The sequence below is a fragment of the Caballeronia zhejiangensis genome (assembly GCF_022879815.1).
GTDB lineage: Bacteria > Pseudomonadota > Gammaproteobacteria > Burkholderiales > Burkholderiaceae > Caballeronia > Caballeronia zhejiangensis.
Genome location: NZ_CP084283.1, coordinates 2,393,006 through 2,411,488, shown reverse-complemented (window position 1 = coordinate 2,411,488; position 18,483 = coordinate 2,393,006). Strand labels below are relative to the sequence as shown.

Genomic DNA, 18,483 nt, shown 5'->3' with positions numbered 1-18,483 from the left:
TTAAAAGGTGTAGCCGACATCGACCGCGCGCCCTTCCAGCGAATCGAGCAGACGCGCGAACGGCCACAGCGGCGCGTAGCGTTCCGCGACCTTGCGCGCATAACCGATGAAGCGCGGCAGATCGGCGAGATAGCGCGGCTTGCCGTCGCGATAGTGAATCCGCGCGAAGAGGCCGAGCACCTTGATGTGGCGCTGCAGGCCCATCCATTCGAGCTGGCGATAGAACTCGCCGAAATCCTCATCGACGGGAAGTCCGGCCTTTTTTGCGCGCCCCCAGTAATACGCGACGCAGTCGAGCTGAAACTCTTCTTCCCAGCTGATGAACGCGTCGCGCATGAGCGAGGCCATGTCGTACGTGATCGGGCCGTACACCGCGTCCTGAAAGTCCAGCACGCCCGGATTCGGCTCGCACACCATCAGATTGCGCGGCATGAAGTCACGCAGCATGAAAGTCTGCGGCTGCGCGAGCGCGCTTTGCACCAGCAGCGTGAACGTGGCGTTGAGCGTCTTGCGTTCGTCGGCGGTGACTTCACGGCCCAGATGGCGTCCGATGAACCACTCGGGCATCAGCTCCATCTCGCGGCGCAGGAACGCCTCGTCGAACGGCGGCAGCACGCCTTCGCGCGCGGTTTGCTGAAAGCGGATCAGCGTGTCGATCGCGGCGCGCATCATCGGCCGCGCGTTCTTTTCGTCGAGCACCGACATGTAAGTCGTCGTGCCGAGATCGGTGAGCAGCATGAAACCGGCGTCGAAATCCGTTTCCAAAACTTTCGGCACATGCACGTTCGCGGCCTCGAGAAGCCCGGCGACCTGCACGAATTCGCGGCATTTTTCCGGCGGCGGCGCATCGACGGCGATGAGCGTTTTGCCGAACGCCGAATCGCTCTCGAGCCTGAAATAGCGGCGAAAGCTGGCATCGGCGGAGGCGGGAGCGAGGCTCGCGACGTTCAGCCGGTAGGGTCCGGCGACGTTTTCGAGCCACGAGCGAAGCTGGTTCAGGCGGGCGTCGGAAGGAATGTGCGTCATAAATTCGAGGGGCCAAACATCTTGCCATATAATACCCCACGACTTTTTTAAGCGATCCGTTTCACGCCTGGCACCAGGCTCCCGACGACTGTGAGCGTCACCGTTCGATCGAGTGTCGTCCCCGCTTAGCAACGGACCGTCAAGTTCGTGACTGCGGAAAGGCGCGGCCGCCTGCCCGGCGGCATCGGGCGCGTGGGACGCGAACGGGATCGAACCGCCACCCATACATGCCGCCACGACAGTTTCCCGTATCGAAAATCAAAGGCGACGACAAGCCACGCAGGCGGCGGCTCGTCGCTGCGCTTCTATCCGTTCCAGGCTTGATGCCCGCTCTTGCCCACGCGCAGCTCGTGGGCGACGCCGCCTATCCGCAGCCGCTCGACGGCCCGGGCAGCCTGCGCCTCGCGCCGGAGCTCCAGGAACGCCCGCTGCAAAACGGCCAGCAGCCCTCGACGTTCCTCCTCAGTGACAAGGCGACGGGCACGACCGACGAAGACATGGCGGCGAAGGGCTCGGCGGAGATCCGGCGCACGGTCACGGTCATCAAAGGCGACGCGCTCCACTACGACCAGGACACCGACATGGCCGATGCTTTCGGCAATGTCAGGCTGATCAACAACGGCGTGTCGTTCGTCGGTCCCGAAGCGCATCTGAAGGTAGAAGCGAACGAAGGGTTCATGACGAACCCGAAGTACCGTTTCAACCTCACGGGTGGATCCGGCAGCGCCGCCCGCGCCGACATGATCGACAACGAGCGGGCGCGCATCGACCACGGCACGTATACGGCCTGCCAGTGCGAGTCCGATCCGGCGTGGTACATCAAGGGCACTTCGTTCGATTTCGACACCGGCGCTGAAGAGGGCATCGCGCACAATGGCGTGCTGTTCTTCCAGGGCGTGCCGGTTTTCGGCAGCCCGTGGCTGTCGTTTCCGCTGACCGGCGACCGTCGCAGCGGCCTTCTGCCGCCGACCTTCACGCTCAGTTCGACGACCGGCTTCGAACTGACGGTCCCGTACTATTTCAATATCGCGCCCAATCGCGATCTGACCGTCACGCCGCGCATCATGACGAAGCGCGGCGTGTTGGGCGAGGCGACGTATCGCTACCTGTCGCCCACGTACTCAGGCTCGCTCGACGTCAACTACCTGCCCGACGATCGCGTGACGCACTCGAACCGCTATGCGATCTTCTGGCAGCACCGTCAGAACTTCGGTAGCGGCTTCGGCGGTTATATCAATTACAACAAGGTTTCGGACGACCAATATCCGGAAGACCTGGGCAACGCGTCGAATCAGTTCCTGAACGGCACGCAACTGCTGTATCAGCAGGAAGCGGGGCTCACGTACAACAACGGCCCGTGGTCGGTGCTCGCGCGCGAACAGCGCTGGCAGACGCTGCAACCCTCGACGCCGCCGTACGCCCGCGAGCCGCAGGTCAACGTTCAGTACAACAAGTACAACGTCGGCGGCTTCGACTACGGCGCGGAACTGGACGCCACGCGCTTCACGATCACGACCGACGGCGCCACCGACGGCAACCGACTGTACTTCAATCCGTACCTGAGCTACGGCGTCAATGCGCCCGGTTATTTCGTCACGCCGAAAGTGCAATGGCACTTCGCGTCGTACGATCTGAGCCATATCGCGACGACGCAGGTCGCGGGTTCGTCGCCGCCGGTCGCGGGACAGCCGAAGAATTTCACCGAGTCGATCCCGACGCTCAGCTTCGACACGGGCCTCGTGTTCGACCGCTCGGTGCGGCTTTTCGGGCAGGACTACATCCAGACACTGGAGCCACGGCTCTACTACGTCTACACGCCGTATCACAATCAGGACTTTGCGCCGATCTTCGATACCGCCGAAGCCGACTTCGGTCTCGCTGAGATCTACACGCCGAACACGTTTGTCGGCAACGACCGGATCGCGGACGCAAATCGCCTGACGGCCGGCCTGACCACGCGCTTCATCAACCCGGCGACGGGCGACGAGCGTGCGCGTTTCGTCATCGCGCAGCAGTATTATTTCCAGAGCCAGCGCGTCACGATCTCGCCGGATCAGCCGCCGGGGCAGGCAAAGCACTCCGACCTGATCGCCGGCGCGGCCATCAAGCTGGGTGCAGGTTTCGCTTCGGAAACTGCGTTCCAATATAATGTGGACAACAACCAGCTCGTGCGCTCGAGCATTGGTTTTGCGTTCAGTCCCGGCGCGCGCAAGGTGATCAACGTCGGCTATCGCTACACGCGTTCGAACCAGACAACGCTGGTGAACGAGCCGATCAACCAGATCCTGGTCTCGGGGGAATGGCCGCTCACGAACCGTCTCTATGCCGTCGGCCGCGTGAACTATGATCTCGCGAGCCATCGTCTCGTCGACGGGCTTCTGGGCTTCCAGTACGATGCCGACTGCTGGGCGTTCGGCTTCGGCATGCAGCGCTACGCCAACGGCGTGAACACGCTGGGCCAGCCGTCCTCGGGCACGCGCGTGCTCGCGCAGCTGACGTTCAAGGGCTTGTCGAACGTCGACAACGGGCTCGTCAGCGCGTTCCGCGCGAGCGTTCAGGGTTATCAGCCTCCGCCGGCGGCGGCGCCGCCGCTCTCCCGGTACAGCGATTACGAGTGAGGCCGGATCGGGCTCGCGGCGTCCACGGACGTGCAGCGAAGAGCGCGTCAGCGGCCGCGCAGGGCAGGACACACAAGCAGGACACGAACGGTGAAGTCCGTATTTGATGGAGTATCTGTGGCAAACGTGAATATGTTTCGATCGACGGCAATCGCAGCGGGCGTGCTGGTCGGCGCGCTGATCCTGAGTTCGCCGGCCGGTGCGCAGGCGTTGTCGAATCGCAATGTGCAGGTCGCGGATTCCGTCGTCGCGGTGGTGAACGACGGCGTCATTACGCAGCGCGAGCTGGAAGAGCGCACCGCCCTCATCGTCAAGCGTCTCCAGCAGCAAAACGCGCCGGTGCCGCCTGCGGATCAGATGCAGCGGCAAGTGCTCGATCAGATGGTGATCGAGCGCATTCAGCTCCAGAAGGCGAAGGAAGACGGCATTGTCATCGACGACGCCACCGTGAACCGCACGCTCGCGCGTCTCGCGCAGCAAAACCAGATGACGCTCGACGTCTACCGCTCGCGCATCGAGGCGCAGGGCGTGCCCTGGTCCACCTTCATGCGCGACGCGCGCACGGAGCTCACGCTCTCGAAGCTGCGCGAAAAGGAAGTGGATAGCAAAATCACCGTGTCCGACGGCGAAGTGGCGAACTACATCGCCAGCCAGCGCGGTCCGGGCGCGCGCAACGCGAGCGATCTGCGTTTGCAGCACATCATGTTCAAGCTGCCGTCGGACGCGCCGGAAAGCGAAGTCGCGAAGGTTCAGGCGCAGGCCGAAGCCGTGCTCAAGCAGGCGCAAGCCGGCGACGATTTCGCCAAGCTCGCAAAGCAGAATTCGCAGGACACGGACGCCGGCAAGGGCGGCGATCTCGGTTTTCGCGCGCCCGGCTCGCTGCCGGCGGGCATCGTGACTGCAGTGTCGACGCTGCGTCCGGGCCAGGTCGTGCCGACGCTGCTGCGCACCGACGGCGGTTTCGAAATCATCAAGCTGGTGGATCGCCGCGCGAGCCAGGGCACCGCCGGCGATGCGCCGAAACTCGTGCAGACGCACGTGCGCCACATCCTGCTGCGCGTGTCGGACGGCATGTCGGAACAGGCCGCGCGCCAGCGGCTGCTCGACATCAAGCAGCAGGTCGCGAACGGCGGCGATTTCGCCAACTTCGCGCGTACGTATTCGCAGGACGGTTCGGCGTCGCAAGGCGGCGATCTTGGCTGGATCAGCCCGGGCGAGACCGTGCCGGAATTCGAGCGCGCGATGAACAACCTGCAGGACGGCGCGGTCAGCGATCCGGTGCGCAGCGAGTACGGCTATCACCTGATTCAGGTGCTCGCTCGCCGGGATGCGGAAGGATCGGCGTCGCAGCAACTCGACATCGCGCGTCAGGCGATCGGCCAGCGCAAGGCCGAGCAGGCGTATTCCGACTGGCTGCGCGAACTGCGCGACACCGCGTACGTGCAGTACAAGGGCGTCGCTGCCCAAGCGCAGTAACAGCATGAATGCCGATGCCCGACCGCTCGCCATCGCCATTACGACCGGCGAGCCGGCCGGCGTCGGCCCGGAACTGACGGCGGCGGCGCTACGCGAGGCGCGCGAGCGCTGGCCATCGGCGCGCTTCACGGTGCTCGGCGATCGCGATCTGCTCACGTCCCGCGCGGGCGGCGCATGGCCCGACTCGGCCGACATCGAACATCACGCGCTCGCCGTTCCCGCCGAAGCGGGCAAACTGAATGCGGCGAACGGGCGCTACGTGCTCGCTCTGCTCGATGCCGCCATCGACAGCGCGGTCTCCGGCCGGTTCGACGGCATCGTCACCGCGCCGCTGCAAAAGAGCACCATCAACGATGCCGGCGTGCCTTTCACCGGCCACACCGAATACCTCGCCGAGCGCACGCATACGCCGCGCGTCGTGATGATGCTCGCGGGTTCCAGCGAACGTCCGTTGCGCGTCGCGCTCGCGACCACGCATCTGCCGCTGAAGGACGTGTCGGCGGCGCTCAGCATCGACGGTCTCGTCGAAACGCTCACCATCATCGATCACGATCTGCGCGCGCATTTCGGCTTGCCCGCGCCGCGCATTCTCGTCACCGGGCTCAATCCGCACGCGGGCGAAAACGGCTATCTGGGCCGCGAGGAAATCGACGTCATCACGCCTGCGCTCGAACGCGCCCGTGCACTCGGCATCGATGCGCCCGGTCCGTATCCCGCCGATACGCTGTTCCAGCCGCGCTATCTGAAAGACGCCGATTGCGTGCTCGCGATGTTCCACGACCAGGGCTTGCCGGTGCTGAAGTACGCGACCTTCGGCGAAGGCATCAACGTGACGCTCGGCTTGCCGATCATCCGCACGTCGGTGGATCACGGCACCGCGCTCGATCTCGCCGGCACGGGCCGCGCCGATCCGGGCAGCATGATCGCCGCCATCGATGCCGCCGTTACGATGGCGCGCCACAAGCGCAGCGCCTGAACTCGCGCGCATTCAATTCGAATCAGTATGTCGACCAAACACCAAGGCCATTTCGCGCGCAAGCGCTTCGGGCAAAACTTTCTCGTCGATCAGGGCGTGATCGATTCCATCGTCGATGTGATCGCGCCGAAGCGCGGCGAGCGCATGGTCGAAATCGGGCCGGGCCTCGCGGCGCTCACCGAGCCTCTGATCGAGCGTCTTGCCACGCCCGAGTCGCCGCTACACGCCGTCGAACTGGATCGCGATCTGATCGGCCGTCTGGAAAAGCGTTTCGGCGACAGGCTCGTCGTGCATTCCGCCGATGCGCTCGACTTCGATTTCGCTTCGCTCGCGCTCGAAAGTGAGAAGCCGACGCTGCGCATCGTCGGCAATCTGCCGTACAACATTTCGAGTCCGCTGCTGTTCCATTTGACGACGTTCGCGCACAAGGTCATCGACCAGCATTTCATGCTGCAGGACGAGGTGGTCGAGCGCATGATCGCCGAACCCGCGAGCAAGGACTACGGGCGTCTTTCGGTGATGCTGCAATACCGCTACGTGATGGACAAGCTGATCGACGTGCCGCCCGAATCGTTCAATCCGCCGCCGAAGGTGAATTCCGCGATCGTGCGGATGATTCCGCTCGCGCCGCACGAGTTGCCCGAAGTCGACGAAACCGTGCTGAGCGACGTCGTCAAAGCCGCGTTCGCGCAGCGCCGCAAGGTATTGCGCAACAACCTGAGCGCGTACCGCGACGCGATCGATTTCGACGCGCTCGGCTTCGATCTCACGCGCCGCGCCGAGGAAGTGCCGGTCGCGGAATTCGTCGCGCTGGCACAAGCCGTTCAGCGCTCGAAGGGCTGAACGCGGCCCGCATCCGACAGCAGTTTCATCAGCCGTTCCAGCCGCACGCGCTGCTCGTGAAGCAGGCCACGCGTCGCGCTCACCTGCTGCACGCGAGTGCGCCAATAAGTCTGGCCGAACAGCGAATTCGCGCCTTCCGCCGACAGCACGCGTTCCAGATGCCCGATTGCGGCATCGACGTTTCCCGGCGTGTAAGGGCTCGTGATCGTGGCGTCTCGTTCGAGTGTTGCGTTCATCGTCTGGTCCTTGTTTCGCGTTGAATCCGGACGAGTGATTCTGCGAGCGGGGCGGGACATATCGCGTCCCGAAGACGCATCGTCGATCGGGACACGATGTGTCTTGACCGGCTGCTATGATCGTCGGTCCCATTGAAAGGAGCGAGCGCCATGCGCTTCATACACGCGGCGGACATCCATCTCGACAGCCCGTTGCACGGCCTCTCCGCCTACGCGGACGCGCCCGCGGACATGCTGCGCAACGCCACGCGCGAGGCCTTCTCGAAGCTCGTGTCGGTGGCGGTCGACGAGCAAGTCGACTTCATGGTGATCGCCGGCGATCTATACGACGGCACTTGGCGCGATCACAACACGGGCATCTTCTTTTGCCGTGAAATGGGGCGGCTGCGTCGCGCGGGCATTCCGGTGTACGTGCTCTTCGGCAATCACGACGCCGAAAGCGAAATGACGAGCCAGCTTCAGTTGCCCGACAACGTCCACATCTTCTCGACGCGAAAGCCGCAGACCTTTCTCATCGAGGATCTAAAGGTCGCGCTTCACGGCCACAGCTTCAAGGAAAAAGCGGTCACGACGAATCTCGTCACCGCGTATCCGGCGCCGGTCGCGGGATATTTCAATATCGGCGTGCTGCATACCGCGCTCGAAGGCGGATCGATGCACGCGAGCTACGCGCCGTGCTCCGTCGCCGAACTGCACGCGAAGGAATATCACTACTGGGCGCTCGGCCATGTGCACGATTACGCGATCTGGCAGGACGCGTCGACCATCGTGTTTCCGGGCAATCTGCAAGGACGCAATATCCGCGAGACGGGACGGCGCGGCGCGGTCATCGTCAATGTTTCGGACGCGGAAGAGGTGAGCGTCGAGCGGCTTTTCATCGACGTGCTGCGTTGGGAAGCCGTGACGGTCGACGCATCGCAGGCGGGTACGCTCGATGAAGTCGCGCTCGCGGTCGGACGTGCGCTCGAAGCGCTCGTCGAATCGTCCGCGGCGCCCGTGCCGCACGCCGTGCGCGTGACGATCGCCGGCGCGACCGCGGCGCACGGCGAACTCTTCGGGCTGGAAGCGCAACTGCGCGCGGAAGTCCTCGCGCAGATCGCCGCGATCAGCCACGACCGGCTCTGGCTCGAAAAAGTGAGGATCGCGACCGAGCCGCTCGCGCACAGCGAGCCGGCCACCGGCCGCACCGATGCGCTCGCCGATCTTCACGGTCTTCTCATCGAAGCGGAATCCGACCCGGAGTTTCTGAGCATGTTGAAGGAAAGGCTGATCGCACTGGCGTCGCAGGCGCCGAGCGAGTTGCAGAAGTCCGTGCCGGAGCTCGAGCACGTGCGCAATGGCGAACTCGCTAAGCTCGTCGCCGAAGTGCGCTCGGGGCTGATCGCGCAGTTATCGGACGCGGAGTAAGGCATGCGTATCGGCAAGCTCGAACTCATCCGCTACGGCAAATTCACCGATCACGCGGTGGAGTTTCCGGCGGCGGAACACGATTTTCACTTTGTCGTCGGTCCGAACGAGGCGGGCAAATCCACCATCAAGAACGCGATTTCCGAGTTGCTCTTCGGCATGCCGCATAGCTCGCCGCTTGCGTTCGTGCATCCGCAAAGCGATCTGCGGCTCGGGGCGTCGATCGAAACGGGCGGCGACGCGTTCGCGTTCCATCGTACGAAGAGCCGCAAGTCGTCGCTCTGCACGCCGAACGGCGATGCGCTGCCCGCCGACGCGCTGGCGACGTTTCTGGGCGCATCCGATAAAGGCTTCTTCGAGCAGATGTACTGCCTGAATCACGAGGCGCTGCGGCGCGGCGGCGAAGCCATTCTCGATGCATCGAGCGATGTCGGGCAGGTGCTGTTTCAATCGGCGGCGGGCATCGCGAGTCTCGGCGACGTGCGCCAACGTCTCGCTGACGAGGCCGATCGACTGTGGGCGAAGCGCAAGTCGGGCGATCGCGCGTATTACATCGGCCTGAAGCAATACGACGAAGCCACCGCCGAGCTGAAGACGGCGAGCGTGAGAACGGCGCAGTGGCGTCGCGCGCACGGCGCCGTGGAAGAGGCGGAGGAGAAGCGTCGCGATGAAGACGCGCGCCGCACGGAGCTCGAAACGCAGCGCGCCAAGCTGGAGCGCGTGAGGCGCGTGGCGCCGTACTTGAACGTGTGGCGTGAGAAGGCCGCGGAATTGCGCGAACTGGGCGATGCCGTCGATCTGCCCGCGAACGCCGAGGCGACGCTGCAAAACGCGCTGAAGCGGCTCGCGGCGGCGCAAAGCGCGCTCGACGTCCACACAAGAGCCGCCGCGCAGTTGCAAGCCGATCTCGACGCGATCGTGATCGACGACGCGGTCCTCGCCGCGCAAGCGCGCATTCGTGCGCTCGACGCCACGCGACAGCGCTGTGCCGATCACGCGAACGAAATCGCGCGGCTCGAACAGGAAGTCGCGCTGCGGCTGCGCCAGATTGCGCAGGACGGCGCGCAGCTCGGCTGGCCGCTCGACGAAGCGGGCGTGCGCGGCGCGATGCCCGGCGCGCTCGCGCTTCAGACCGTCACGAGCCTGATGCTCGAACGCGGCGAACTCGAACTCGCCGCGCGCAATGCGGAGCAAGCCGCCGACGCATGCGCCGCGCAGATCGTCACGCTGCAAACGAAGCTCGCGGCGATCGCGAACGGCGATGTGTCGCCGGGTCTGCGCGCTGCATTGCGTGCCGCGCAGAAGTATCGCGATGCGAGCGCGACGCAGCAGCGCCTCGAAGATGCGAAGCGCGACGCGCAGCAGTTGCTCGAAGCGGGCATGGCGTCGCTCGGGCGATGGTCGCGTCCGATCGGCGAACTCAAGTCGATGACGCTGCCGGCGGCGGAGCGCATCGCCGCATTGCGCGCGCAGCGGCAGGATCTGTCGTCGCGGCTGACGCTCGCGGCCGATCGTGCGAAGGAAGCGCAGGACGCGCTGCACGCCGTGCGATCGGAACTCGACAGTCTGGTCGAGACGCACGATGTCGTGACGGGCGATCAGGTTCGGGACGCGCGTACGTCGCGCGATGCAGCGTGGCGCGCGATCCGGTCCGGCGACGTCGCGCTCGATCGAGGCGCTTCCGGTTTCGAAACGGCGATGCACGCGGCGGATGGTCTCGCCGATCGTCAGTTGGGTTCCGTGAATCACGCGACGCAACTCGCGGCCTTGAAGCGGCGCGTCGCGAACGAAGAATCGACGCTCGCGCGACGCGAGCAAAGCGTGCGCGAAGCAGAATCGGCGCTGACATCGTTCGACGAATCGTGGCGCGCGCTCGCCGCGCAGTCGCAGATCGCGGACATGTCGCTCGACGATGCGCCGTCGTGGATCGCATCGCGTGACAAGGCGCTGGCCGCGTCGCAGACGCTCGATGCGCGCGCCGAAGAACTCGCGCGCGAAGCCGCCGATTCCCGCGCGCGCCGCGACGAACTCGCGCGGCATCTGGACGACGCGGACGCACGCGCCGATCTCGACGCGCTCTGCGATCTGGCCGAGGCGAAGATCGCGGCCGTCGACGAAGCCGCGGTCACGCGCCGCAACGTATCCGCGCAACTCGACGAAGCGCAAGCCGAGCGCATCGCGCGGCAAGGCGCGGCGAAAGCGGCGCGCGAAGCGTTCGAACGCTGGCAATGCGAGTGGTCGGCGGCGATCGCGAAAGCGGGACTCGCGAACGCAGCGGATTCGCAGGCGGCGGCGGAAGCGGCCATCGACATGGTGAAGAAGATCGGCGCGCAACTGACGCACATCGAAACCGTACGCAACGGCCAGATCGACGCGATGCGCGCGGCGCTAACAGCGCTCGACGCCGAGGCATCGCACCTTGCGCGCGAACTCGACGAATCGCTCGCGGCGCTCGGCGCGAACGCGACTGCGACGGCGTTGTCGGCGCGTCTCGATCTCGCTTGCGCCGCGCATGGCGAGCGTGAGCGTTTGAAGAAGGAGCACGCGTCGGCGAGCGAGCACGTGCGTCACGCTCACGCCGATGTCGAGGAAGCGAAGGCGACGCTGCGTCCGCTCTACGATCTGGCGGGTGTCGATACGCCGGACGTGCTTCAGGCACGCATCGCGCAATCGCAGAAGAAGCGCGAACTGGCCGCCGCCGTCGACGACGCGCGCGCCGCGCTCATCAAGGGCGGCGATGGCCTGACGCTCGACGAACTCATCGCGGAAGTGGAGGGCGCGGACATGTCGAACGTGCAGGCGGAGTTGTCGCGCATCGGCGCGGCGCTGTCGGAATCGGTGAGAATCGCGAGCGAAACGGCGACGGCGCTCGACGCCGCGCGCCGCGAACTCAATGCCATTTCAGGCGAAGCGAACGCCGCGCGCGCCGAAGCGAAGCGCCAGGAAGCGCTCGCCACAATGTCCGATGCCGCCGAGCGCTTCGTCAAGGTCGAAACGGCGTCGACGCTGCTCAAGTGGGCGATCGACCGTTATCGCGAGCGCCGTCAGGGACCGATGCTGTCGCGCGCAAGCACGATTTTTTCGGCGCTCACGCTCGACACGTTCTCGCGGCTCGTCGTCGATTACGATCGTCAGCCTATGGCGCTGTCCGCGATTCGCGCGAGCGGCGAGCATGTGGATATCGCCGGCATGAGCGAGGGCACGCGCGATCAGCTGTATCTCGCGCTGCGGCTCGCGGCGCTGGAAGAGCATGGCGAGAAGGCGTCGGCGTTGCCGTTCGTCGCCGACGATCTCTTCATCAACTTCGACGATGGCCGCGCGCGCGCCGGCTTGCGCGTGCTCGCGCAGATCGCGAAACGCACGCAGGTGATCTTTCTGAGCCACCACGATCATCTCGTCGATATCGTGCGCGAGGTGTTCGGGCCGCAGGTGAACGTGCGTTATATGGGCTGATGCGTCAGCTCGTCCGATAGCGCTTCGCCAGCTTGGCGAAATCCTCGGCGAACTCGTCACGCAACGCTTGCGGCGCGAGAATCTCGACCCCCGCGCCGAGCGCGCGCAGCCACCAGCGCAGCTTGAGACTTGGCGTGACGGTGCCGGTGACTTTCATGCGGCCGTCGGGCAACGTGTCGATTTTTTGATCCTTCGACATCGGCGATTCGCGCAACTGATTGCCCGCGTTGCCTTCGAACGCAAGTTCGAGCAGCACCGGCGGCTCGGGCAGAAAGTCGAAGACCTGCTGCGTTTCGATGTATTTGCGCAGCTTGAAATCGTCCGGATACGTGAAAGATTCGCCCGACTCGGAAACCGAGCGAATCCGGTCCAGCCGATACAGCGCGCGCGTCCATTCCGTTTCGCCTTTCTCCGGACGCGGCGCGCGACTCGGATCTTGCGCGACCATATACATCACGCCCGCGGATTCGACCAGCGCGAGCGGCCACAGCTTTTTCGTGCGCGGTTCGTCGCTGCGTTCGCCCCTATATGCCGCGCGATACTGCACGAGCAGTTCGCGCTCGAAGAACGTAGCGGTCGCGACCGTCTGAAAGATTTCCGGACGCAGCTTCGGCCGAATCAGCGTAAAAGCGCCATCGACGGAATCGATCTTGTCGGCCCACGCGCGATAGATGCGGCTGTCCGCCGTTTCCTGCGACAGCCGCGATTCGGCGGCCTTGAACAGCGGATCGATGTCGCGCGTGACGGCATTCGGCAGCTTGTTGCCCGCAAAGCGCTGGAGGATGTGAAACGCCACCGCCTCCGATGCGCTCATCAAACCGCTCATGCCTTCCTGCAGGCCGTGCAGCCACGGCTTGCGCTGCCAGAGCAGCTCGCGGCCGTTGAGCATGGATACGACGCGCGCATCGGCTTCGAGCGCCGTCAGATGACGCTGCACCTTCTTCGTATAGCCGACGCGATGACCGCGCTCTTCGAGACGTCTGCGGACTTCGGGCGTCGATAGCCACGCGGTCGCGTCGCGCTCGGTAGGGAGCACGCGGAGGATGGCTTCGTCGAGGCTGGAGGTCATGATGCGCAGGCGAGGAAAGGTTGCTCCTGATTATAGAAACTATCGAGACAAATCGTGTCTTGATCGGACGGGGCGGCCATCAGGCTTTCGGATTTTTCGGGTGACGGTCTTCGACATAAGCGGAAAGAATAGCGGCGCCGGGGGATGAGGCCCCAGCATGTCGAGGAGCGAAAACAATGAGTAGAAGGGAACAGGCCAACGAGGAATTTCTCGCGGGACTCAAGAGCCGGACATCGCGCGCGATCCAGCAATATTTCTTTTCGCACGGGGTCTGCGTGGGGCGTTCGGACGTCCGCAAAGCGATGGCGCTTCCCGAGCATGAACAGACCGTCGCGTCGTTGGCGCCATCCTTCGCGCAAGTCAACGAATCGATCAGCTTGCTGACGGACATCGGTTCCTTGTCGCTTCCGTCGAAGGAGAAGACGATGCGCGCGGTCTATGAAATAGAAGGGCGGTTGCGGGAGCGCGGCGGTTGCGTCCAAGGACTGGAACGGGCGCTCGCCAGAATCGAGATGGCGCGCAATTCGATACCCGCCGAGCCGAAGCTCTGGCCCTACACGTTCTGGGGCGTGTTGTGCCTGCTCGCGGCGTACTTCGTCTGGCCGAGCGCGTTGGTCGGCGTGATGCTGCTGGGCGCCGGGTTCAACAGACATTCGAGCTACAAGAAGCGCAAGGCCGAAGCGGAACGTGCGTTGAGCGAAGCGAACGATATGTTCGAGGCCGTCGCCACGCTCGAGCTCACGCCGCGGCTAAGGCTGCTGGAACAGTGATGCGAAGGACCGAACGCCCAAAGCAAAAAGCCCAGTCGCAATGACTGGGCTTCTTACCTGATACTTGGTAGGCCGTACGGGATTCGAACCTGTGACCAACGGATTAAAAGTCCGCTGCTCTACCAGCTGAGCTAACGACCCGAAAGAGGCAAAATTATAAACTTCGATTCGCGAATCTGTCAACCCGTTCGGTTGAAGAATCATCAAATCATCGAAAGAAAAACGCCCGCGGCTCCATTGCCCGCGGGCATTCTCCTCGAGAGGCGCGAAACGCCAAACTCCGGCTTCACTTCACTTGCGACATCTTGCTCTGTGCGGTCTGCGCGACTTCCGTGCCGGCGTACTGCGAGATGATCTGCTGAAGCGTCTGCTTGGCAGCCGCTTTCTGACCTTGCTCGATCTGGTTGTTCGCGATTGCGAGCAACGCCTCGGGCGCTCGCGGATGCGTCGGATAACTCTTCACCAGGTCCTGCCAGATCGCAGTCGATCCCTTGTAGTCGCGCTGCGCATAGAGCGCATTGCCGAGCCAATACCGCGCCGTCGGCTGATACGGGCTCTGCGGATACTTCGCCACGAACGCCTTGAACGACGCCGCGGCGTTCTTGTAGTCACCGTTACGAAACTGAGTCGACGCTGCGTTGAACGCTTCCGTCTCGCCCGGCTGCACCGAACCCGTCACGCCATCGATCGTCTCTTGCTGCGGCTCGAATTTCTTCAAGCGCGAATCGAGATCGGCGTAATAGTCCTTCTGCTGCTTCTGCAGCGTGGCGACCTGGTTGGCCAGATCCTCGTTCTGGCCACGAACCGTCGCGACCTGCTGATTGAGCTGGTCGATACGATTCTGCTGATCGAGGATCGTGCGCTGCGCGGCCTGCAACTGACTGGACAGGCTGTCAGTCTTCGTGCGCAGATCGAGCACGGCTTTACGCGCTTCGTTGTCGTCGAAGACGCCGGCGTGCGCGGGCGCACTCAGCATCGTCGAACCGACTACACACGCGGCTGCGGCCGCGCGCAGCAAGGGAAAGCGATACAACATAGGGCGACTCACCCGTGACTGGTTACGTTAAGTAAATTACTGCTGGTACACGAGGTCCGCACGGCGGTTCTGTGCCCACGACGATTCGTCGTGACCCGTTGCCGTCGGCTTTTCCTTGCCGAGCGACACGGCTTCCATCTGCGAATCGGCGACGCCCATCAGCGACATTGCACGACGCACGGCTTCCGCACGCTTCTGGCCGAGCGCGAGGTTGTACTCGCTCGTGCCGCGTTCGTCGGTGTTGCCTTGAATCAGGACGTGACGCTCCGGATGGCTCTTCAGGTACGACGAGTGTTGTTGCAGCAGCGGCTGATAGTCGTCCTTCACGGCATAGCTGTCGAAGTCGAAATAGATGCTGCGCTTGGCGAGCGGGCTGTTCGGATCGTTCAGCGGGTCGATGTTGACCTGCTTCACGTCCGTCGGGTTCGGCTGCGTGCCGACTGCCCCCTTGTTCTGGCCTTCGTCGAGCTTCACGCCCGAGTGACACGCCGCCAATGCGCCGACCATCGCAACTGCCAGGCCGATACGAAGTTTCGACATCATGGTACCTCTCCTTGTGTTGTAGCTGAACGTTGTATGTGAAACGTTATTGCTGGACTTATTGCATGAACGGACCCCAGGACGGCTCGCGCACCACACCGCCCTGAACTGACAAGACTTGCCGCGTGCGACCGTCGGTCGAAACGGCTGCCAACACGCCACGTCCGTTCACTTGGGTGGCGTAGAGGATGTACTGACCATTCGCCGCGAAGCTCGGCGATTCGTCATGCGTCGTGTCGGTCAGCCCCGTCGCCGTGCCGGACGCGAGGTCCTGCAGATACAGCTTGAAGCCGCCGCCAGTGCGCGAAATGTACGCGAGTTGCTTGCCGTCCGGACTCACGCGCGGGCTGGTGTTGTACGCACCCGCAAACGTGACCCGCTGGGCCGCGCCGGCGCTTTCACCCGCCGCCGGCATCTTGTAGATCTGCGGTTGGCCGCCGCGATCGCTCGTGAAATAAATCCAGTTGCCATCAGGAGAGTAGAACGGCTCGGTGTCGATGGAACTGCCTTGTGTCAGACGGCGCAGGCCGGAGCCGTCTGCGTTGACTTCGAAAATCTGCGTGTTGCCCGTGCGCGAGAGCGCGACCGCGAGCTTGCGGCCATCAGGCGACCACGACGGGGCACTGTTGTTGCCCTTCTGATTCGACACGACTACGCGACGTCCCGTCGGCAGGTCGTGGATGTACACCACCGGCTTCTTTTTCTCGAACGACACGTATGCGACCTTCGTGCCGTCTGGCGACCACGCCGGCGAAATGATCGGTTCCGGGCTGGAGAGGGCGATCTTCGCGTCCTGACCGTCCGAATCCGAAATCTGCAATTGATAACGGCCGCCCGTCTGAATGACGTAGGACAGACGCGTTGCGAACACGCCGCGGCCGCCGAGCAACTTCGCGTAGATGTAGTCGGCGATCTTGTGCGCGCTCATGCGCAGGCCGCTCTCGGCGCTGACGAGCGACAGGCCGCCCAGGTTCTGCTGCTTGACGGTGTCATAGAGGCGGAAGCGCACTTCGTACTGGCCGTTCGGCAGCTTGTTCACGCTACCCGACACGAACGCGTCCGCGCCTTTTGCCTTCCACGCGCCGAGATCGACCGTATCGGATTCCGCGACCGGCGCGCTGCCGGCGTCGATATTCGTGAACTTGCCGCTGCGCTGCAGATCCTGGCGAATGATCGCGCTGACTTGCTGCGGCGAACTCGCTTCATTGGCGAAATTGGCCGTCGCGATCGGAAACTGGGTCGAACCGACGCCGGTCACGAGTACGTTCAACTGGGCGTGCGCAGCGGTGCCGGCTGCGATCAGGCAGGACGCGACCAGCGTTTTCAGGCCAAGCTTCGTCATCAAACTCATGCTGTATAGGTTCCAGATAAAAGCGTTTTCAAGTGTCCGCGGACTGCAGAACAGACCCGCGGTCGCACATTTCGTTCCCGCTGCTTAATGCGAGCTTTCAAGCGCGCTTCACTGCTGACTAGCGCGTTAACTGCCCGCCGGACGCAGCGTGATCGTGAAGCTCGAAGGCGCCTTGCCGTCGATATCCACCGGCATCGGATCCGAGCGCTGTACCGCGCGCAGTGCCGCCTGATCCCACTGCTCGTTGCCGCTCGAGCGCGTGATATTCGCCGACAGCAGCGTGCCCGACGGCGAGCAGCGCACCGACACGACCGTCTCGAGCCCGGCCGTTTCGCCGGCCCACACGATGTTCGGCCGCACGCGACGTTGCACCTTCTCGGCGTAGCCAGGTGAGGTCGCATTGCCGCCCGCGCCCTTGCCGGTGCCGCTCTTGGCCAGGCCTTCGCCGCTGCCCGCCGTGCCGCCGCCCAACTGCCCTTGCAGTTGCGAGAGACGCGCCTTGCGCTCGGCATCGAGCTTGGCTTTCGCTTCCGCGTCGGCCTTGGCTTTCGCTTGCGCCGCGGCCTTCGCTTTCGCGTCGGACTCAGCCTTGGCCTTGGCTTGCGCGTCGGCCTTCGCCTTGGCTTCCTGCTGTTCCTTCTCCTTCTCCTTCTCCTTCTGCTCCTTGAGCTGTTCCTGCTTCTGCGCTTCGGCTTGCTGCTGCTGACGCTGCTTGTCCTGCTGCGCCTTCTGTTGCTGCTTCTGCAGGTCGGCCTGACGCTGCTGCTCGATCTGCTTCTGCTTGTCCTGCATCGCCTTCTGCTGGGCGGCTTGCGCGGCGAGCTGCTGCTGACGCTTCGCTTCCGCTTCCTGCTTCGCCTCTTCCTGCTGACGGCGCTGCTCGGCGAGTTGCGCTTCGCGCGCGGCGGCTTCCTGCTGCTTGCGCTTCTTCTCCTGCAACGCGATGTCCGCGTCTTCGTCCTTCGCCGGCGGCGGCGCGGGCTGCACCTTCACCGGCGCGGGCGGCGGCGGGGCAGGGCGCGGCGTCGGCGCGGGCGTGTCCGGAATCTCGGTCCAGATTTCCGCTTCCGCGCCCGCCGGCGTGTTGTTCTGCCAGTTGATGCCGTGATACAGGAACCAGCCGAGCAGCAGATGCATCAACGCCGCGAGCGCGAACGCCTTACCCGTGCCGCGTTCACGCGGCGGGCGATTCGGTCGCGCGGACGATGCGCGTGTCGGCCTGTGCGAAAGGGTCATTGCGATTTGACGAGCAATCCGACGCGCTTCACGCCGCGCGCCTTCATATCGGACATCACGTTCATCACGACTTCGTACTTCACGGTTTTGTCCGCCGCGATCACGACGGGCTGATCCGGATGCGATTCCTGACGGTTGAGCACGAAGCTGTTGAGATCGTTCATCGTCATCTTCTGCTCTTGCGTCGCGCCGCCTTCTTCCTTGTAGCGCACGTTCATGCTGCCGTCCGCCTTGATGTTGATGACGAGCGGCGGCTGCTGCTCCTGCGGCTGCGCATTGCCGACGGTCGGCAGATTGATGATCGAGGGCGAAACGAGCGGCGCCGTCACCATGAAGATGACGAGCAGCACGAGCATCACGTCGATGTATGGCACGACGTTGATGTCGGCCATCGCGCGGCGCGAGCCGCCGCGCATGCTGGAACGAATGGGGCCTGCCATCGCGGA

At 64.1% G+C, this 18,483-nt stretch carries 15 protein-coding genes and 1 tRNA gene; 7 read left to right on the top strand and 9 right to left on the bottom strand.

Annotation, left to right across the window (positions count from 1 at the left end; all coding sequences use genetic code 11):
• Positions 1–1,026, bottom strand: coding sequence for an aminoglycoside phosphotransferase family protein (locus LDZ23_RS11525; protein WP_244807615.1), 1,026 nt, complete (start codon positions 1,024–1,026; stop codon positions 1–3).
• Between the two features lie 227 nt (positions 1,027–1,253).
• Here LDZ23_RS11525 and LDZ23_RS11520 point away from each other — a divergent pair, with 227 nt between their 5' ends.
• The 4 genes from LDZ23_RS11520 to rsmA all read left to right on the top strand — a co-directional run bounded on the left by LDZ23_RS11520 (position 1,254) and on the right by rsmA (position 6,939).
• The gene (locus tag LDZ23_RS11520) at positions 1,254–3,644 is read left to right on the top strand and encodes an LPS-assembly protein LptD (RefSeq protein ID WP_244807614.1); all 2,391 of its coding nucleotides are present in this window, start codon (positions 1,254–1,256) and stop codon (positions 3,642–3,644) included.
• A gap of 132 nt (positions 3,645–3,776) precedes the next feature.
• Positions 3,777–5,120 (top strand): peptidylprolyl isomerase, encoded by a 1,344-nt coding sequence (locus LDZ23_RS11515; protein ID WP_008342825.1) that lies wholly within the window; start codon positions 3,777–3,779, stop codon positions 5,118–5,120.
• Positions 5,121–5,124: 4 nt separating this feature from the next.
• Complete coding sequence (gene pdxA / locus LDZ23_RS11510) at positions 5,125–6,096, top strand: 4-hydroxythreonine-4-phosphate dehydrogenase PdxA (protein ID WP_244807613.1); 972 nt, start codon at positions 5,125–5,127, stop codon at positions 6,094–6,096.
• Between the two features lie 27 nt (positions 6,097–6,123).
• A complete protein-coding gene (rsmA, locus tag LDZ23_RS11505) occupies positions 6,124–6,939 on the top strand; it encodes a 16S rRNA (adenine(1518)-N(6)/adenine(1519)-N(6))-dimethyltransferase RsmA (RefSeq protein ID WP_008342822.1) in 816 nt (271 codons plus the stop codon).
• Here the strand turns inward: rsmA and LDZ23_RS11500 are convergent.
• Positions 6,921–7,175, bottom strand: coding sequence for a hypothetical protein (locus tag LDZ23_RS11500; RefSeq protein WP_175980481.1), 255 nt, complete (start codon positions 7,173–7,175; stop codon positions 6,921–6,923). The two genes, rsmA and LDZ23_RS11500, sit on opposite strands and share 19 nt — an antisense overlap.
• Before the next feature lie 150 nt (positions 7,176–7,325).
• Between LDZ23_RS11500 and LDZ23_RS11495 the strand changes: the two genes are divergently transcribed.
• Both LDZ23_RS11495 and LDZ23_RS11490 read left to right on the top strand, forming a co-directional pair.
• Positions 7,326–8,582, top strand: coding sequence for a metallophosphoesterase family protein (locus LDZ23_RS11495; protein WP_244807612.1), 1,257 nt, complete (start codon positions 7,326–7,328; stop codon positions 8,580–8,582).
• Between the two features lie 3 nt (positions 8,583–8,585).
• Complete coding sequence (locus LDZ23_RS11490; RefSeq protein WP_244807611.1) at positions 8,586–12,035, top strand: ATP-binding protein; 3,450 nt, start codon at positions 8,586–8,588, stop codon at positions 12,033–12,035.
• A gap of 4 nt (positions 12,036–12,039) precedes the next feature.
• On the opposite strand, the gene LDZ23_RS11485 is transcribed toward LDZ23_RS11490, so the two are convergent.
• On the bottom strand, positions 12,040–13,104 hold the full coding sequence (locus tag LDZ23_RS11485; RefSeq protein WP_008342813.1) for a helix-turn-helix transcriptional regulator: 1,065 nt from the start codon (positions 13,102–13,104) through the stop codon (positions 12,040–12,042).
• Positions 13,105–13,280: 176 nt separating this feature from the next.
• Here LDZ23_RS11485 and LDZ23_RS11480 point away from each other — a divergent pair, with 176 nt between their 5' ends.
• Positions 13,281–13,874 carry a hypothetical protein gene (locus LDZ23_RS11480; RefSeq protein WP_244807610.1) on the top strand — a complete coding sequence of 198 codons (594 nt, stop codon included), beginning with the start codon at positions 13,281–13,283 and terminating at the stop codon, positions 13,872–13,874.
• 65 nt (positions 13,875–13,939) lie between these two features.
• Here the strand turns inward: LDZ23_RS11480 and LDZ23_RS11475 are convergent.
• The 6 genes from LDZ23_RS11475 to tolR form a co-directional block, all read right to left on the bottom strand.
• Positions 13,940–14,015 (bottom strand) — tRNA-Lys (locus tag LDZ23_RS11475).
• 145 nt (positions 14,016–14,160) lie between these two features.
• On the bottom strand, positions 14,161–14,910 hold the full coding sequence (ybgF, locus tag LDZ23_RS11470; protein ID WP_008342809.1) for a tol-pal system protein YbgF: 750 nt from the start codon (positions 14,908–14,910) through the stop codon (positions 14,161–14,163).
• A 36-nt stretch (positions 14,911–14,946) separates the two neighbouring features.
• Positions 14,947–15,453 carry a peptidoglycan-associated lipoprotein Pal gene (gene pal / locus LDZ23_RS11465; RefSeq protein ID WP_008342807.1) on the bottom strand — a complete coding sequence of 169 codons (507 nt, stop codon included), beginning with the start codon at positions 15,451–15,453 and terminating at the stop codon, positions 14,947–14,949.
• Positions 15,454–15,508: 55 nt separating this feature from the next.
• Positions 15,509–16,801 (bottom strand): Tol-Pal system beta propeller repeat protein TolB, encoded by a 1,293-nt coding sequence (gene tolB, locus LDZ23_RS11460; RefSeq protein WP_008342805.1) that lies wholly within the window; start codon positions 16,799–16,801, stop codon positions 15,509–15,511.
• Positions 16,802–16,927: 126 nt separating this feature from the next.
• Positions 16,928–18,037, bottom strand: a complete 1,110-nt coding sequence (gene tolA, locus LDZ23_RS11455) for a cell envelope integrity protein TolA (RefSeq protein ID WP_244807609.1) — start codon at positions 18,035–18,037, stop codon at positions 16,928–16,930.
• Positions 18,034–18,477, bottom strand: coding sequence for a protein TolR (gene tolR / locus LDZ23_RS11450; RefSeq protein ID WP_008342802.1), 444 nt, complete (start codon positions 18,475–18,477; stop codon positions 18,034–18,036). Before tolR ends, tolA begins: the two co-directional genes overlap by 4 nt.
• Positions 18,478–18,483 lie beyond the last annotated feature (6 nt).

Coding starts and splice junctions, on each gene's coding strand:
- LDZ23_RS11525 (WP_244807615.1), bottom strand. CDS start 1,026: ATGACGCACATTCCTTCCGACGCCCGCCTGAACCAGCTTCGCTCGTGG.
- LDZ23_RS11520 (WP_244807614.1), top strand. CDS start 1,254: ATGCCGCCACGACAGTTTCCCGTATCGAAAATCAAAGGCGACGACAAG.
- LDZ23_RS11515 (WP_008342825.1), top strand. CDS start 3,777: ATGTTTCGATCGACGGCAATCGCAGCGGGCGTGCTGGTCGGCGCGCTG.
- pdxA (WP_244807613.1), top strand. CDS start 5,125: ATGAATGCCGATGCCCGACCGCTCGCCATCGCCATTACGACCGGCGAG.
- rsmA (WP_008342822.1), top strand. CDS start 6,124: ATGTCGACCAAACACCAAGGCCATTTCGCGCGCAAGCGCTTCGGGCAA.
- LDZ23_RS11500 (WP_175980481.1), bottom strand. CDS start 7,175: ATGAACGCAACACTCGAACGAGACGCCACGATCACGAGCCCTTACACG.
- LDZ23_RS11495 (WP_244807612.1), top strand. CDS start 7,326: ATGCGCTTCATACACGCGGCGGACATCCATCTCGACAGCCCGTTGCAC.
- LDZ23_RS11490 (WP_244807611.1), top strand. CDS start 8,586: ATGCGTATCGGCAAGCTCGAACTCATCCGCTACGGCAAATTCACCGAT.
- LDZ23_RS11485 (WP_008342813.1), bottom strand. CDS start 13,104: ATGACCTCCAGCCTCGACGAAGCCATCCTCCGCGTGCTCCCTACCGAG.
- LDZ23_RS11480 (WP_244807610.1), top strand. CDS start 13,281: ATGAGTAGAAGGGAACAGGCCAACGAGGAATTTCTCGCGGGACTCAAG.
- ybgF (WP_008342809.1), bottom strand. CDS start 14,910: ATGTTGTATCGCTTTCCCTTGCTGCGCGCGGCCGCAGCCGCGTGTGTA.
- pal (WP_008342807.1), bottom strand. CDS start 15,453: ATGATGTCGAAACTTCGTATCGGCCTGGCAGTTGCGATGGTCGGCGCA.
- tolB (WP_008342805.1), bottom strand. CDS start 16,801: ATGAGTTTGATGACGAAGCTTGGCCTGAAAACGCTGGTCGCGTCCTGC.
- tolA (WP_244807609.1), bottom strand. CDS start 18,037: ATGACCCTTTCGCACAGGCCGACACGCGCATCGTCCGCGCGACCGAAT.
- tolR (WP_008342802.1), bottom strand. CDS start 18,477: ATGGCAGGCCCCATTCGTTCCAGCATGCGCGGCGGCTCGCGCCGCGCG.